Origin of the sequence: Caenibius sp. WL (assembly GCF_019803445.1) — a bacterium.
Lineage (GTDB): Bacteria > Pseudomonadota > Alphaproteobacteria > Sphingomonadales > Sphingomonadaceae > Caenibius.
Window position 1 is genome coordinate 3274347 of sequence record NZ_CP081844.1, and the last position, 15265, is coordinate 3289611.

The 15265-nt window shown below is 66.0% G+C and carries 14 protein-coding genes; 6 read left to right on the top strand and 8 right to left on the bottom strand.

The annotated features are described in order from the left end of the window. Positions 1-2 precede the first annotated feature (2 nt). Both K5X80_RS15775 and K5X80_RS15780 read left to right on the top strand, forming a co-directional pair. Positions 3-2789, top strand: a complete 2787-nt coding sequence (locus K5X80_RS15775) for a phosphoenolpyruvate carboxylase (protein WP_222558652.1) — start codon at positions 3-5, stop codon at positions 2787-2789. 99 nt (positions 2790-2888) lie between these two features. Then, positions 2889-3548, top strand: a complete 660-nt coding sequence (locus K5X80_RS15780; RefSeq protein WP_222558653.1) for a L,D-transpeptidase family protein — start codon at positions 2889-2891, stop codon at positions 3546-3548. A gap of 69 nt (positions 3549-3617) precedes the next feature. On the opposite strand, the gene tilS is transcribed toward K5X80_RS15780, so the two are convergent. The 5 genes from tilS to K5X80_RS15805 all read right to left on the bottom strand — a co-directional run bounded on the left by tilS (position 3618) and on the right by K5X80_RS15805 (position 9365). Further along, positions 3618-4496 (bottom strand): tRNA lysidine(34) synthetase TilS, encoded by an 879-nt coding sequence (gene tilS / locus K5X80_RS15785; protein WP_222558654.1) that lies wholly within the window; start codon positions 4494-4496, stop codon positions 3618-3620. Positions 4497-4590: 94 nt separating this feature from the next. Then, positions 4591-5511 carry a tetratricopeptide repeat protein gene (locus K5X80_RS15790; protein ID WP_222558655.1) on the bottom strand — a complete coding sequence of 307 codons (921 nt, stop codon included), beginning with the start codon at positions 5509-5511 and terminating at the stop codon, positions 4591-4593. 234 nt (positions 5512-5745) lie between these two features. Further along, the gene (locus tag K5X80_RS15795) at positions 5746-6606 is read right to left on the bottom strand and encodes a helix-turn-helix domain-containing protein (protein WP_222558656.1); all 861 of its coding nucleotides are present in this window, start codon (positions 6604-6606) and stop codon (positions 5746-5748) included. 165 nt (positions 6607-6771) lie between these two features. Continuing rightward, positions 6772-9045 carry a phosphoenolpyruvate--protein phosphotransferase gene (ptsP, locus tag K5X80_RS15800; RefSeq protein WP_283249187.1) on the bottom strand — a complete coding sequence of 758 codons (2274 nt, stop codon included), beginning with the start codon at positions 9043-9045 and terminating at the stop codon, positions 6772-6774. Between the two features lie 164 nt (positions 9046-9209). After that, positions 9210-9365: a YdcH family protein gene (locus K5X80_RS15805; RefSeq protein ID WP_222558658.1), complete on the bottom strand. Its 156-nt coding sequence runs from the start codon at positions 9363-9365 to the stop codon at positions 9210-9212. 192 nt (positions 9366-9557) lie between these two features. Between K5X80_RS15805 and K5X80_RS15810 the strand changes: the two genes are divergently transcribed. Both K5X80_RS15810 and K5X80_RS15815 read left to right on the top strand, forming a co-directional pair. Further along, positions 9558-9755 (top strand): YdcH family protein, encoded by a 198-nt coding sequence (locus K5X80_RS15810; protein WP_283249188.1) that lies wholly within the window; start codon positions 9558-9560, stop codon positions 9753-9755. 168 nt (positions 9756-9923) lie between these two features. Then, complete coding sequence (locus K5X80_RS15815) at positions 9924-10391, top strand: DUF1465 family protein (protein WP_222558659.1); 468 nt, start codon at positions 9924-9926, stop codon at positions 10389-10391. Between the two features lie 184 nt (positions 10392-10575). Here K5X80_RS15815 and glpK read toward each other — a convergent pair whose 3' ends face one another. Continuing rightward, complete coding sequence (gene glpK, locus K5X80_RS15820; protein WP_222558660.1) at positions 10576-12048, bottom strand: glycerol kinase GlpK; 1473 nt, start codon at positions 12046-12048, stop codon at positions 10576-10578. Positions 12049-12117: 69 nt separating this feature from the next. Here glpK and K5X80_RS15825 point away from each other — a divergent pair, with 69 nt between their 5' ends. Both K5X80_RS15825 and nadA read left to right on the top strand, forming a co-directional pair. Beyond that, on the top strand, positions 12118-12990 hold the full coding sequence (locus K5X80_RS15825) for an MBL fold metallo-hydrolase (RefSeq protein WP_222558661.1): 873 nt from the start codon (positions 12118-12120) through the stop codon (positions 12988-12990). A gap of 147 nt (positions 12991-13137) precedes the next feature. Next, positions 13138-14124, top strand: coding sequence for a quinolinate synthase NadA (nadA, locus tag K5X80_RS15830; RefSeq protein ID WP_222558662.1), 987 nt, complete (start codon positions 13138-13140; stop codon positions 14122-14124). A 57-nt stretch (positions 14125-14181) separates the two neighbouring features. Here nadA and K5X80_RS15835 read toward each other — a convergent pair whose 3' ends face one another. Together K5X80_RS15835 and lipB are read right to left on the bottom strand one after the other, a co-directional pair. Further along, positions 14182-14538 carry a hypothetical protein gene (locus K5X80_RS15835; RefSeq protein ID WP_222558663.1) on the bottom strand — a complete coding sequence of 119 codons (357 nt, stop codon included), beginning with the start codon at positions 14536-14538 and terminating at the stop codon, positions 14182-14184. Then, entirely contained in the window at positions 14535-15209 is a 675-nt protein-coding gene (gene lipB / locus K5X80_RS15840; RefSeq protein ID WP_222558664.1) for a lipoyl(octanoyl) transferase LipB, read from the bottom strand. The genes K5X80_RS15835 and lipB overlap by 4 nt, the downstream gene beginning before the upstream one ends. Between the last annotated feature and the right edge of the window lie 56 nt (positions 15210-15265).

Genomic DNA, 15265 nt, shown 5'->3' on the forward strand with positions numbered 1-15265 from the left:
CGATGCTGAACACCATTCCCGATCTTCTCAGCCATCTTCAGCAATTGCACGCCCACACCAGCCGGATGCCGCTGTTCAACCCGGTGTTTCAGCTCGCGCTGGACCTTTCGCGCGAACTGGAAGCGGGCGATATCGCTCTTTCCGATATCGAGGCGATGATCGCCGAACTGGAATGCGAAGCGCTGCAACACCGCGCACGGCGGCTGCGGCGGCTGGTCGAACCGGTGGCCCCGGAACGCAATCGCGCTTCCTTCGCCGCCAGTCTCGATGGCGAACCTTCGGATTTCAGCGCTTTCCGCGCGCGGTGGGAAAAGCCGCAACTGCACTGCGTGTTCACTGCCCACCCCACATTCCTGCTCTCCCCCGAACAGACCCGCGCAGTGGCCGCCGCCGCATCCTCGGCGGGCGAAATCGGCGCCGAAGCCTGCGTCGCCTCCCCCGAACGGCCCACGATCACGCTGGAATACGAACATCGAGCGGCGATGGCCGCTATCGCCCATGCGGGGGACGCGCGCGATACCCTGGTCGCCACGCTGCTGGAAAAGGCGCGGGCCCGCTGGCCGCAGGATTGGCAGGCATTCCGCCCGCTGCCGTTCCGCTTCGCCAGCTGGGTCGGCTACGACATGGACGGGCGGACGGATATCACCTGGCATGACAGCATCGGTTTCCGCCTGCGCGAAAAGGCCGAGCGGCTGGCCCGCTATTGCACCGCGCTGGACGCCATCGACGGGGCGCATCCGGTTCTCGCCACTCTGCGCGCGGCAACCGCCTACGCGCGGGATCGGGCAGACGATTTCGCGGGCGACCTGTCCGATCCCGAAACGTTCTCCGCCGTCGCCAACCGGCTGACAGCAGACGATCCGGCCAAGCTGCTGAGCCTGGCCCCGGTGATCGAAGCGCTGGAAGAAGACGCTATCGCCGCCGATCCGGCACAGGCGATCCGGCTCAAGACACTGGCCGCCGCGATGCGCGCCGATGGCCTCGGCATGGGCTGGATCCATTTTCGCGTCAACGCCGCCCAGCTTCACAACGCCATCCGCCGGGTGATCGATCCGCTCGGCGAACTCGACCTGTCCAGCCGGGGCGCACTGGTCCGCCTGCGCGAGAAACTGGCCGCAGTCCGCCCGCTCCGCTCCAATTTCGCCGCGCTGGCAATCGAAAGCAGCACCGCCATCCGGCAATTCCTCGCCATGGCGCAGATTCTCCACCATATCGATGCCGATGCGCCGATCCGCATGCTGATCGCCGAATGCGAACAGCCCGCCACGATCCTTGCCGCGCTCTATTTCGCCGAACTGTTCGGCATCGCCGGCAAAGTCGACGTTTCCCCACTGTTCGAAACCGAAAACGCGCTGGAACACGGCGGGCGCCTGCTCGATGCCCTGCTGGCGGAAGATGCCTATCGCGCTTATGTGCGCGGGCGTGGGCGGCTGGCGATCCAGACCGGGTTTTCCGATGCCGGGCGCTTTGTCGGGCAAATTCCCGCCAGTCTCGCCATCGAACGGCTGCAGGGGCGGCTGGCCGATGCGATGGCCGCCAACGGGCTGACCGATGTCGCCGCGCTGATTTTCAACACGCATGGCGAAAGCATGGGGCGCGGCGCGCACCCCGCATCGATGGCGGACCGGCTGGCCTGGCCGCTCAGCCCATGGGCGCGGCGGCGGTTCGTCCGCGCAGGGATCACGCTGGAACCCGAAGTCAGCTTCCAGGGCGGCGATGGCTATCTGTTCTTCACCACGCCCGAACTGTCGCTGGCCACGCTCACCCGCATTCTCGAACATCGCCCCGCCGAAACCGATCCCGATGCGCCGGCCGATCCGTTCTATCGCCGCACCGATCTCAGCCTCGATTTCTATCGCGCGATCCGCAACCATCAGCACGCCCATCTCGAAAGCCGCACGTATGCCCGCGCGGTCACCGCGTTCGGGCTCGGCCTGCTCAATCCCACCGGCAGCCGCGTTTCGCGCCGCCAGTCGGACATCTCCGCCGACCGCGAGATGAGCCTGCGCCAGATTCGTGCGATCCCGCACAACGCCATTCTCCAGCAGCTCGGTTATCCGGTGAACGTGATCTGCGGCATCGGCACCGCGGCGGACGGCAATTACGAGGAACTGGCCGCGCTGCTGCGCGAAAGCGAACGCGGGCGGCAACTGATGCGTCTCGCCCGTTCGGCCAATGCGCTGGCCAGCATCAAGACGGTGGCCGCGTTCGGTGAACTGTTCAATTCCGCCTATTGGGCATCGCGCCCCTATCGCGGCACGGAAACCCACCTGTCCGAACCGTGCGAGGCGCTGGCGGAATACCTGATCAAGGATGACCGGGCCGGCGTGTTCCGCCGCCTGTCGTCCCGCCTGCGGGTCGATGCGCTGAAGCTGCACCGCCTGCTCGCCCTGCTGCCCGACGAACAGCCTCTGGCGGAGCGTGAGGAAGTGCGCCGGATGATCGGCGTGTTGCAGGCGCTGCGGCTGACACTGTTCCAGCATATGTTCCTGCGCGCCGTTTCGGTGCCGGTATTCAGCCGGGCCAACGATATCAGCCGCGACGATGTGCTCGAAATGGTCTTCACCCTGCGGATCGACGAAGCGCTGGCCCAATTGCGCCGGGCCTTTCCCACCAGCTTCCCCAAGATCGGCGATTTCGCCATGGCGGAACCTGCCGATTACCCCGATGGCGCAGGGGATGGCTATGCCCAGATCCAGCGCGATTACATCGACCCGATCGAACGGGCCTATCGCCTTTCGCTGCGTATCACGATCGCCATCGCCAACGAATTCGGCGCCCATGGCTGACCGGCGCCTTCGATCAGGCTGGGCGGCGGAACCGTGTCAAGACGAGACGCCCGCCCGGCACTGCTGGCCAGGCACCGCGATTTTCCGCACACGGGTGGCATGAACACGGCAGGAAAATGGATCGGCGGCGGTATCGCGGTGGGCGTGGCGCTCCTCGCCGGGGTGATGGTGGGCACGCGCCTGCCGAGCAAGACGCCCACGGCGCACCACGCCGCCGCACCGGCACAGACCGCCTCTGCCGACACCCCCGAACCGGCGGACACGGAAACGGAAACGGTTGCCGATGGCCCCTTCGTCATCAAGCGCGTGCTGCCGATCCAGGGGCCGATCAGGTATGGCGAATGGCACTGGGACGATGCCGATGTGCCCGATGGGCCGCTGCTCGTCACCGTCGATCTCGAAGCGCGGGTGATTTCGGTGTTCCGGGGCGGTTATGAAATCGGGGCCGCGGCGGTGCTGCTCGGCACCGACGATCATCCCACCCCGCTCGGCACGTTCCCGATCATCGCCAAGATCAGGGACAATATCTCCAGCATCTATGATGCGCCGATGCCTTTCACCATGCGCCTGACCAATGACGGCGTCGCCATCCACGGCGCGCCGGTGGAAAAAGGCTATGCCAGCCACGGCTGCATCGGCACGCCCGATGCGTTCGCGCAGAAGCTGTTCGCCATCGCCAAGCTGGGCGACAAAGTCGTTATCACGCGCGGTAAGAAAGTCGATCTCGGCCACGACCTCTCCGGCGGGCAAGCGCTCTAGAGCCGATCCGTCCGATGCAGAGGGAATGAAGACTGTATGCACGGCCGATAGCGGACATGCGCATGTCTGCTAATGCCGGTTGCTCCCGGCCCGGCGCGGCGGTTCCTTGCGGAACACCCATTCGCCCGAGGGGCCGTGGCGCGCCACCACGCCTGCCAGCGTGCCATCGCGCCCTGCGGTAAGCCGGGCGATCAGTTTCGCCACCTCGCCCCCGCGCGGCACACCGCTGAGCAGGGCGATGGCACGGCCGACGATGCGCAGGCGGATCGCGGCCGGGGCCAGCGGGCGATAGACGATCGCATCCTCGCTTGCCTGCACGCATTCGGCCCATTCGCGCTGGGTCGCCCATTGCAGGACACCCTCGGCATCGGCCAGATGGCTGGCGCTCATCGCCAGTGCGGCCGGATCGAGCCAGTCGCAGGTTTCCAGCGCCTTGCGCACTTTCACCCGGTCGAACCGCAAATCCTCGTTGCTGGGGTCCTGCACCGCGTCGAGCCCGGCCGCGTTGACCAGTTCGCCCAGATCGGCCCGGCGCCAGCCGAGCAGCGGGCGGAGCAGCGGCATATCCGCCCCCGGCACCACCGTGCGCAGGCGCACCCCGGCAAGACCCGCGATGCCGCTGGCCCGATTGAGCCGCATAATCAGCGTTTCGGCCTGATCGTCGGCATGATGCGCGGTGGCGATAGCGCCAAGGCCGCGCCGCGTGGCCCATGCGTGCAGCGCCCGGTAGCGGGCGAGCCGGGCCATGTCCTGCAAATTGCCCTGCGGCACCTGCACCGGCAGAATTTCATGCGGAATGCCGTGCCCGGCGCACAGTTCCGCCACCATCGCCGCTTCCGAAGCGCTGGCACTGCGCAGCCCGTGATCGACCGTCGCCACTTCCACTTTGCCCGGCATGACCGCTTCGGCCAACAGCAACAAAGCCAGGCTGTCAGGCCCGCCGGACACCGCCAGCCCCAGCCGCTCCCCCTCGGGCCAGATCCGCGCGAGATCGCCCGCGAACCGGGCGATCAGCGGATGAGGCGCGTGTTCCGATGCGGTCTTAATTGCACTTCACCTTGGCGCGATTGGCATCGTATTGCGACTTGAGCCGCCCGGTGGCGAGCGCGGGATAGGTTTCGCTGAATTTGGCAAGCGCGATGCACGCACGCTTGGTGTCCTTGATCGCGATCATCGATTCAGCGAGATACAGCAGGCTGTCCGCCGCGCGGGCACCCTGAACATCATCGTCATAGTTCTTCACGAACCAGGGCGCGGCATCCTTGGGCTTGCCATCGTCGAGATAGGCGCGGCCGAGCAGATTGCGGCCATAGCTGATCATCCGGTGCGTGGGATACTTCTGGACATAAAGCTGCAATTGCTGCTGCGCTTCGGGGTAGAGCTTGGCTTCCCACAGCCGGAAACCGTAAGTGTATTCGTCTTCCGCCGCATCGGCTGTCGCCGGTTTGGTGATCGCCTGAACCCGCGCCAGCCGTTCGCTGCTTGGCCCGGCAGGCTTGGCGGCGGGGGCCGTGGGCGTGGCAGGCTTCGGCGGGGTGACCGCTGCCGGCGCAGAGCCGGTGGCCGGGGCCGATCCGGGGGCCGATGCCTGCGGTTGCCCGATGCCCGCGCCACCTTCCAGCGTCGCCACGCGGCCGGAAAGCAGGGCCATGGCATTGGCGTTGGTTTCGACTTGCGCCGTCAGGCTGGCGAGGCGCGTTTCCAGCGCATCGAGCCGGGCGAGAATATCGGTTACTGCCGAAGTGGCCGGGGCCGCGCCTGCCGCCTGGCCAGCACCGGCGGTGTTATCCTGCGGGAAATATTGCCCGCTGCCGCCAGGGAACACCTTGCGCTGCATCGCGCGGACTTCGGCTTCCAGCTTGCGCATCCGCGCTTCGTCGACCTGAGCCGAAGCCGGTGCTGCCGTTCCGATCACGGCCAGCGCGGACAATGCCAGCACCGCGCCGCGCCCTCCCCGCATCATTACGCCAAGTGAACGCCGACCCGTCTTCATCTGTCAAGCTCCTGTTCCTGCTTCCGCAAACAGGCGCCTGATACAACCATGACCCCGAATTGCGGCTGAACGATCCACCCCCAGCTATGCCTGTCATGCCCCTAGCTGTCGAGAATCTGGCGTATTTTAGCTGTGGGTGAACGCAAACGGGCGGCGCGATCCGATTTCGCGCCGCCCGTTTGCGCATACCGCGTTGCGCCCGGATCAGCGGGCCGGGGTGGCCGGTGCCGTTCCGCCAGCGGGGGCTGCCCCGGCGGGCCCTGCCGATGCCGTGGCCGGAGCGGCGGCGGGCGCGGCGGCCTGTCCGCGCGCGAGCAAGGCTTCGGCCGTCACCGGCACATCCTTGACGATCCTCTGCCGGTCCGCCAGCGGCGCGACCGCGCGGCCGCCGACCGTGATCGCCAGCGCATCGGGGCGCCCGGTCCAGACTTTCGGATCCTGCGCATCGGCGGGCACCGTGAACGTCTCGTCCTTGGCCATTTCCTTCTGCAGCAACTGCTTGCCCGCGCCGTCGTAGAATTTGACCCAGATGCCCGGTTCCAGCGCGGTGAAAACCACCGCCCCGCCTTGCGGCGCCGGGGCCTGCGCCGCCGCCGCCGCGGGTTTGGCCGCCTGGGCCGCCTGCTGCGGCTTGTCTTCGGTCAATTCGGGCAGAGTCGCCGCCGGGCGGAGGAAAATGAACGCCGCCACCAGCAGGGCCACCGCCACCAGCGCCATCAGCCAGCCAAGCTTGGCCGAGGGAACGCGCGCCGGATCGGCGGGCTCATAAGTGCTCAGCCGCCGGGGCGGTTCGATGCCGCTGGCGTTGAGCGCGGCGCGGACCTGCGTGGCGATTTCCGCCGGGTCCAGCCCCACCACTTTGGCCACGCTGCGTGAAAAGCCCACGGCATAGGTGCGGGCGGGCAGGCCGTCGAAATCGCTGGCTTCGATCATTTCCAGATGGCGCTGCGCGATGCGCGTTTCGGCGGCCACCTGGGCCAGGCTCATCCCCGCGCGTTCGCGGGCCGCCCTGATCTGCGCCCCGACGCCCACAACCACCTGTTCCTGTTCCAGTTCTTCGCTCAATTGCCCATTCCCGTTCCCGGCCACGGCGCGGACAAGCCCCGCCCCCTCGCAGCGCGCGCTAACAATAGCTGCGGCACCGGCAAGTCAAGACGGCCATTTCCGGCCGTTGACACCTTGCGCCAAGCCGGTGCCCGGCTGCGACAAATCCTGTGATACAAAGATATCCTAATCGCTGTCGAGCCCATGATCGAGCGCCCATTGCTGGACTTCGGCCCTGAGGTCCACAGGCGGATGGGCCAGCCAACCGTCCATCGCTTCCTTGATTTCGGCCAGATTGGTCTTGCAGACGAGTTCCTTGATCGGCCCGACCGCCGCCGGAGTGATCGACAGGCGCTTGATCCCGATGCCGAGCAAGGCCAGCGCTTCCAGCCTGCGCCCGCCCATTTCGCCGCACACGCCCACCGGCACGCCCGCCGCATCGGCGGCTGCCACCACCCGCCGCGTGAAGCGCAGGATCGACGGGTTGAGCCAGTCGTAGCGTTCCGCCAGCTTGGGATTGGCCCGATCCGCCGCGAACAGGAACTGGGTCAGATCGTTGGTGCCGATCGAAATGAACGATAGCTTGGGCAGCATCACATCGAGCATTTCCGCCAGCGCGGGCACTTCCAGCATCACGCCGTAATTGATCGCTTCGGGCAACGTTTTCTTGTGCTGCTTGAGGAACTTGCACTGCGCTTCGAACACCGCCCGCGCGGCATCGAATTCCCACGGTTCGGACACCAGTGGAAACATGACGTTGAGCGTGCGCCCGGCCGCCGCTTCGAGCAGCGCGCGGGCCTGCGCTTTCAACAGGCCTTCGCGTTCGAGCGCGAGGCGCAGGGCGCGCCAGCCCATCGCCGGGTTCTCGTCATTTTCGGCGTCGCCATCGCGCAGATAGGGCAGCGCCTTGTCCCCCCCGATATCGACAGTGCGGAAAATCACCGGCTTGCCGCCTGCGGCATCCAGCACATCGCGATAGAGCCGCATCTGCCGGTCGCGCTGCGGCAGTGTGGCCGAAACGAGGAACTGGAATTCGGTGCGGAACAGCCCGATGCCATCGGCGCCGGTCATATTCAGCATCGGCGTATCGTCGCGCAGCCCGGCATTGATCATCACGGTGATCCGCGTGCCATCCAGGCTGACCGGCTGGACATCGCGCAGCTTGGCATAGGCGGCCTGGCGTTCCTTGCTTTTGGTGAACCGCGCGTCGAACGCCTGAACCAGCGACGGGGCCGGCCGGATGGTGACCGTGCCGAGATCGCCGTCGAGCAGGAGTTGATCGCCTTCCTGCACCATGCGGCGCAGACCCGGCATGCGCCCGAGGACCGGCACCCCCATCGCCCGCGCCACGATCACCACATGCGAAGTGAGCGAGCCTTCCTCCAGCACCACGCCTTTCAGACGGCGCTTGTCGTATTCCAGCAGTTCGGCCGGGCCGAGATTGCGGGCCACCAGGATCGTATCCCCCCGCAGCCCCTTGGCCGCCGCCGTGCCGAGTTGGCCCGACACGATCCGCAGCAGGCGATTGGACAGATCTTCCAGATCGTGCATCCGTTCGGCCAGCAGCGGATCGTCGATTTCGCGCATGCGCATGCGGGTGCGCTGCTGGACGCGTTCGATCGCGGCTTCCGCCGTCAGCCCGGAATCGATCGCTTCGTTGATCCGCCGCGCCCAACCTTCGTCGTAAGCGAACATCTTGTAGGTTTCGAGCACTTCCTCATGCTCGCCGCCTACGCCGAATTCGGCCTGGCTGGTCATGCGGTCGATCTGATCGCGCATCTTGTCGAACGCGAGATAGACCCGCTGGCGTTCCGCTTCGGTGTCTTCGGCAACGACATGTTCCACCGTCACGCGCGGCTGGTGGAACACCGCCGTCCCGCTGGCCAGCCCTTTCACGAGGCTGAGGCCGCGGACGATTTCCGAGCCGCTGCGCGAGGCATCGCTGCCCAGCAATTCTTCCTCGTCCACCAGATCGGCATTGGCGATCAATTCGCTGAGCACCATCGCGGTGGTCTGCAACGCTTCGATTTCGATGTCTTCGTAGCGGCGCGGATCGACATGCTGGACGCAGAGCACACCCACCGCGCGTTCGTGGCGCACGATCGGGACACCGGCGAAGGAATGGAATTTGTCCTCCCCCGTTTCCGGGCGATAGGAAAAGTCGGGGTGCGCCGTCGCCTCGGCCAGGTTCAGAGTCTCGATATTCTCGGCAATGGTGCCGGTCAGACCTTCGCCCACCGCCATGCGGGTGACGTGGACCGCGCTCTGGTTCAGCCCGCGCGTGGCGAACAGTTCGAGCATCCCTTCGCGCAGGAGATAGATCGAGCAGACCTCGCTGTGGAGGCTGTTCCCGATGATTTCGACCACCTGGTTGAGCTTCGCCTGCGCCGGCAGGCGCGACGCCATGACCTCATGCAATCGGGTGAGGATATTCCGGGCGGCGGTCGCGGCTGAGGTCATGCATCCGGCCTATCCCAGATCGGCCGGTTTGGGAACGGTTAACCTGCGAAAAGCCTCCACCGGCCCTGCCCGGCGGCGGCGCTTTGCGCCACCTCCGGAGACCGGACGCAGGAACGGCCATCCCGGCCATCCCTGCGCGGGCGATTATCAGATAGACCCGATATCTAGATCTGCGCGATCTCTTCCTTGATCCGCAGCTTCCGCTTCTTGAGCGATTGAATGATCGTCTCATCCGGCGACGGGCGACTCATTTCGTCACGGAGTTGCTGTTCGATACCGCGATGCTTGAGTTGCAGGGCACTGATATGTGACGATTCCATTTGGGTACCTCCTTGAAGGTTACGTGTTGGTCCCCGAACCTTGTTGTGCGACTCATACCCGCAGGCATGGCCTGCGATTGTCATCCAATCACATTATCCCTACTTTGCAAAACGACTTTGAGGGGGCAATGCGGCAGAGCCCGCCAGAGGCAAGGCGAATCGTCCGCAAGGGTTTCAACGAGCAGGTGACCGGTGACCGAAGAAGAGATGCGCAAGCGGCTGGAAAGTTTGCGGATCGAACATCGCGATCTTGATGCCGCCATCGGCGCTCTGACCACGGCCGGAAGCCCCGACCAATTGCAGATCGCCCGGCTGAAAAAGCGCAAGTTGCGGCTGAAAGACCAGATCGCACTGATCGAAGACGCGCTGCTGCCCGATATCATCGCCTGAACGACCGTTTCTTTCATCGCCCGCCGTCCCCCGGCGCGCGGGCGTTACCCGGGGCGATGGCCCGGCCTCCGGCAAAAACAGTATCGCTAAGGGACAGGTCGAATTTCGGGGCGGGAAAACCCCGCCGGGTAGTGGTGCGTGAACGCGGCTTGGCCTAGCCGGTGAAGCATGACGCAGCCGGTCGATCTCAACCGCCCCATTATCGAAGGGCTCTATGCCGAAGCGCTCGTGCTGGCCGATCAGGTGCGCCGGTCGTTCGACCATGCGGCCCTTGGCACGGCGCAATTGGACGATGAAGACCCGATCCGGATCGCGCTGTCATGCGAAGCGCTGCGCACCGCCACCCGGATGATGCATGTCATAGCCTGGCTGCTGAACCAGCGCGCCTATTACAACGGCGAAATCAGCGAATTCCAGTTGCGGCGCACCGGCAGACTGCCCTCGGGCGGCAGCCGCTCCACTCCCGAACAGGCCGCTCTCCTCCCACCGAACCTGCACGAGCTGGTGGCGGCCAGCGAACGCTTCCACGCGCGCATCGCCCGGCTGGAAAGCGCCTGGCACGCGCGGTTCGCAATGCATCCCAGCGCCATCCACCGCCTGCGCGAACGGCTGGGGCAGGAACTGCACTGCCGCTGAGCGGGCGGGACAGGCCCCCGCCCTCATTCACGCTGGCAAACGCTGCAATCGTCTAAACCAAGGCGGTTATATCGCTAAGGCTATTATATCGTTGGCAGCTATGGGCTGGGCCCAATTCCCGTTCGGCCTGAGCTTGTCGAAGGCCGAACGGATGGAGTATTTGCAGACGCTGCAATCGCCCAAGCTAAAGCGTGCGCAAGGCCGCCTGCCACGCGGACAGCCGCTGCATGCGCGTGGTTTCATCCATCTGCGGTTCGAAACTGCGCCGCGCGCCGCCCATCGCTTCGCCCGCTGTGGCCAGATCGGGAAACAGCCCCGCCCCCACCGCTGCCAGCATCGCCGCGCCCAATGCGGTGGTTTCCACAAAATCGGGGCGTTCCACCGTCAGCCCCAGAATATCCGCCAGATCCTGCGCCAGCCAGTCGTTGGCCGCCATGCCGCCATCGATCCGCAGCCGTTGCCAAGCCGCGCCATCGGCCGCGAACGCCTCCGCCAGATCGCAGGTCTGATGCGCCATCGATTCGAGCGCGGCCCGCACGATATGCGCTTTCCCGGTCGACAGGCTGAGCCCACGGATCACCCCGCGCGCTTCGGGCAACCAGTGCGGCGCGCCCAGCCCGGACAGCGCGGGCACGATCACCACCCCGCCATTGTCCGCCACCGACCGCGCCAGCGCCTCGGTTTCCGCCGCGCTGGCCAGCAGGCCCAGCGAATCGCGCAGCCACTGAATCAGGCTGCCAGCGACGAACACCGAACCTTCCAGCGCATAGTGCCGCTGCCCGGCCATCTGATACAACACCGTGCCCAGCAGGCGATGGCGCGACCGGGGCGGCGCGGTGCCCGTGTTGGCCAGCACGAAAGCGCCGGTGCCGTATGTCGCCTTGGTATCGCCGGGCGCGAGGCAGCTCTGCCCCAGCGTCGCCGCCTGCTGATCCCCCGCCATGCCGGTGATGGGGATCGCCCGCCCGAACCATTCGGGCAAAGTGCGCGCCAGATCGCCCGCGTTGTCGCACACCTCCGGCAGCGCGGTGCGCGGCACGCCGAACAGGCTGCACAGCCCTTCATCCCAGCTTTCCCCGGCCAGCGGGAGCAGCAAGGTCCGGCTGGCGTTGCTCGCGTCGCTGATATGCGCCCCGCCGGCGAGGCGGAACACCAGCCAGCTTTCCACCGTGCCGAACGCCAGCCGCCCGGCATCCGCCGCCTCGGCCACGGCGGGCACATTGTCGATCAGCCAGCGCATCTTGGTGGCGGAAAAATAGGGATCGAGCAGCAGCCCGGTGGCATTGCGCACCGCATCCTCGTGCCCCTGCGCTTTCAGCGCCTGGCAGCGGTCGGCGGTGCGCCGGTCCTGCCATACCAGCGCGCGGGCCAGCGGTTCGCCGCTGACCCGGTCCCACGCTACCACCGTTTCGCGCTGGTTGGTGATACCGATAGCCGCGATCCGGCCCGCTTCCCCCGCCTGTGCTGCGACATCGCGCGCGCAGACCAGCGTCCGCTCCCAGATTTCCGCCGGATCGTGCTCCACCAGGCCCGGCGCCGGATAAAACTGCGTCAATTCCTGCTGCGCCAGCGCACGAACCTGTCCATCCAGCGCGAACAGCATCGCCCGGGTCGAAGTCGTACCCGCATCGAGCACCAGGATCAGTTCGTCGCGCATCGTTCCTCCCGCTCGCGCATCGGCCGTTCGCTCTCGACTTAACAGCATCCCGTCCCCATATGCCACCGCATGGATGCTTCTGCCCGCCCCTGGCCGACCGGAAAAGTCGAACAGCTCGAACCGCTGGTGCGGCGCGTGCTCGCGCCCAACCCTTCGGCATTCACGTATACCGGCACGCAGACTTACCTGATCGGCGATCAGGCGGGGCTGGTAGTGCTGGACCCGGGCCCCAACGATCCCACGCATATCGCCGCGCTGGTGGAGGCCATCGGCGATGCCCCGGTGCTGGCGATCACCTGCACCCACACCCATCGCGACCATTCGCCCGCCGCCGCCCCGCTCAAGCAGGTGACCGGCGCCCCGATCATCGGCTGCGCGCCGCTAGTGCTCGACACCACGGGTCCACGCGCCGATGCCCCGTTCGACACCACTTACGCCCCCGACCGGGTGCTGCGCGATGGCGATACGCTGGGCGGCAATCACTGGACTTTGCGCGCCGTGGCAACGCCCGGCCACACGTCGAACCACCTGTGCTTCGCACTGGAGGAAAGCGGCGCGCTGTTCACCGGTGATCATGTCATGGGCTGGTCCACCAGCGTGGTCTCCCCGCCCGACGGGGACATGGCGGCCTATATGCGTTCGCTCCAGCTGCTGTATGACCGGGAAGACAGGATCTATTATCCCGCCCATGGCCCGGCGGTGGAAAAGCCGCGCCAACTGGTGCGCGGCATGGTCGGCCACCGCCGCCAGCGCGAACGGCAGATTCTCCGCCAGCTCGAAAAGGGCGCGCAGACGATCCCCGGCATGGTCCCCGAAATGTACAAAGGCACCGATCCCGCGCTTTACCCCGCCGCCGGCATGTCGGTGAAAGCCCATCTGATCGATCTCGCGCAGCGCGGCAAAGTGGCGCTCAACGGCGAAACATGGTCACTGGCGGGGTAAAGAATGTGCTCTCACGCTCACCCGTCGCCCGGTTTTCCCACCGTTCGCCCGGGATTGCGGTGGCAACGGGGCAGATTTTCCTTGGGCGTTGCCCGTCCCGCCTCTAGGGACGGTGCAACACAATATCCCTGAAGCAGGAAGGGACTCATGACTATCCACACCGCCGACCTCGCTGGTATCGACGTGCGCGCCGAAATCGAACGGCTGCGCAAGGAACGCAACGCGGTGATCCTGGCGCACTACTACCAGAAACCGGAAATTCAGGATCTTGCCGATTTCGTCGGCGATTCGCTCGAACTGAGCCGCAAGGCCGCCGCGACCGATGCCGATGTCATCGCCTTTTGCGGGGTCAAATTCATGGCCGAAACGGCCAAGATCCTCAGCCCTGAAAAGATCGTCGTGCTGCCCGACATGGAAGCGGGTTGCAGCCTTGAGGATTCGTGCCCCCCGGAAAAATTCAAGGCTTTCCGCGAAGCGCATCCCGATCATATCGCGCTGACTTACATCAACTGCTCGACCGAGGTGAAAGCGCTCAGCGATATCATCGTCACTTCGTCCAGCGCGGAAACGATCCTGCAGCAGATCCCGGCCGATCAGAAGATCATCTTCGGGCCCGACCGGCATCTCGGCGGCTATCTCTCGCGCAAGTTCAACCGCGAAATGCTGCTCTGGCCGGGCGTGTGCATCGTGCACGAAGCGTTCAGCGAAACCGAACTGCTCAAGCTCAAGCAGCAGTATCCGGGCGCGCCGATCGCCGCGCACCCCGAATGCCCGCCGACGATTGTCGATCACGCCGATTATGTCGGTTCGACCAGTGGCATTCTGAACTATGCCAAGACGATGGCGGGCGACACGCTGATCGTCGCCACCGAACCGCACATCATCCACCAGATGGAAAAGGCGCTGCCGGAGAAGACCTTCATCGGCGCGCCGGGTGCGGACGGCAACTGCAACTGCAACATCTGCCCCTACATGGCGCTGAACACGCTGGAAAAGCTCTACCTCGCGCTGCGCGATCTCGAACCGCGCATCGAGATCGAGGAAACCCTGCGGCTCGACGCCAAGCGCTCGCTCGACCGGATGCTGGAAATGGCGGGCACCACGGTCGGCAAGGGCGACCTCGGCAACCGCTGATCCTGTTGCAGGGGGTGGTCCGGCAGGATTCCCCCTGTGTGCCCGGCCCAGGCCCCCTCAGGGGCGCGTGTTGGCCTCCACGGCCGCGCCGATGGGATCGGGGGTGGCCGGAATGGCGGGCGCCGCGGGCGCGGGTGCTGCGCCATCGGCTACGGCTTCTTCCGCGGAGGCTCCGCCTTCCGCTGTCTCTGCGCCCGGCTTGCCGCCCGTGCCCTTGGCCGGTTCGGGCGGGGCGAGAGGCGATTCCGAGCGCAGTTCGTCAATCGGAATCATCCCGTCGCTGATCGTGCCTTCGAGCACCTGGGCCGATGCATCGCGCCCTTTGCCTTTCCCGCCGCTATCGCCCCCGCAGGCGGCCAGCGCGAGAGCGCAGGCAAGAACGGGCACGGCAAAAGCAAGAGAACGGCGGATCATGGGCGGCTCACTCCACACGGTGTTTCCAGCGCCGCGAGGAAATCGGCGGCGCGGGCGATCAATGCCCGATCCCACTCCCCCGGCGCAACAGCAATGCCAAGTTTTTCGAGGCTGGTAACGCCATATTCGGCGATGCCACACGGCACGATCCCGGAAAAATGCGCCAGATCGGGCGCTAGATTGACTGAAAAGCCGTGCATCGTCACCCACCGGCGCACCCGCACGCCGATGGCTCCGATCTTGGCTTCCGCGCCACCCGCATCGCGCGTCCAGATACCCACGCGATCGGGCACGCTCCAGCTTTCGACGCCGAAATCGGCCAGCGTAGCGATCACCCAGCTTTCCAGCGCATGGACGAACTTGCGCACATCGCGCGCGCGGCGCGACAGGTCGAGCAGGACATAGCCGACCCGCTGGCCCGGCCCGTGATAGGTGTAGCGCCCGCCGCGCCCGGTGTTCACCACATCGAAACGCGGATCGAGCAGTTCCTCCGCCGCCGCGCTCGTCCCGGCGGTATAGACCGGCGGATGTTCCAGCAGCCAGATCAGTTCGCGTGCCGATCCTGCCGCGATGGCCGCGTTGCGCGCCGTCATCGCATCGAGCGCCGCGCGATAGGGCACCGGATCGCTTTCGCAGCGCCATTCGATCCGCTCGTTCTCATTTCCGATCATGCCGATTGCGTGGCCCTATCCGCTTCGCTTATCAAGTGCCGCTTTGCAGGTGGAGA

Coding starts and splice junctions, on each gene's coding strand:
- K5X80_RS15835 (WP_222558663.1), bottom strand. CDS start 14,538: ATGATCCGCCGTTCTCTTGCTTTTGCCGTGCCCGTTCTTGCCTGCGCT.
- K5X80_RS15775 (WP_222558652.1), top strand. CDS start 3: ATGCTGAACACCATTCCCGATCTTCTCAGCCATCTTCAGCAATTGCAC.
- K5X80_RS15790 (WP_222558655.1), bottom strand. CDS start 5,511: ATGATGCGGGGAGGGCGCGGCGCGGTGCTGGCATTGTCCGCGCTGGCC.
- K5X80_RS15805 (WP_222558658.1), bottom strand. CDS start 9,365: ATGGAATCGTCACATATCAGTGCCCTGCAACTCAAGCATCGCGGTATC.
- K5X80_RS15780 (WP_222558653.1), top strand. CDS start 2,889: ATGAACACGGCAGGAAAATGGATCGGCGGCGGTATCGCGGTGGGCGTG.
- nadA (WP_222558662.1), top strand. CDS start 13,138: ATGACTATCCACACCGCCGACCTCGCTGGTATCGACGTGCGCGCCGAA.
- K5X80_RS15825 (WP_222558661.1), top strand. CDS start 12,118: ATGGATGCTTCTGCCCGCCCCTGGCCGACCGGAAAAGTCGAACAGCTC.
- ptsP (WP_283249187.1), bottom strand. CDS start 9,045: ATGACCTCAGCCGCGACCGCCGCCCGGAATATCCTCACCCGATTGCAT.
- lipB (WP_222558664.1), bottom strand. CDS start 15,209: ATGATCGGAAATGAGAACGAGCGGATCGAATGGCGCTGCGAAAGCGAT.
- K5X80_RS15815 (WP_222558659.1), top strand. CDS start 9,924: ATGACGCAGCCGGTCGATCTCAACCGCCCCATTATCGAAGGGCTCTAT.
- glpK (WP_222558660.1), bottom strand. CDS start 12,048: ATGCGCGACGAACTGATCCTGGTGCTCGATGCGGGTACGACTTCGACC.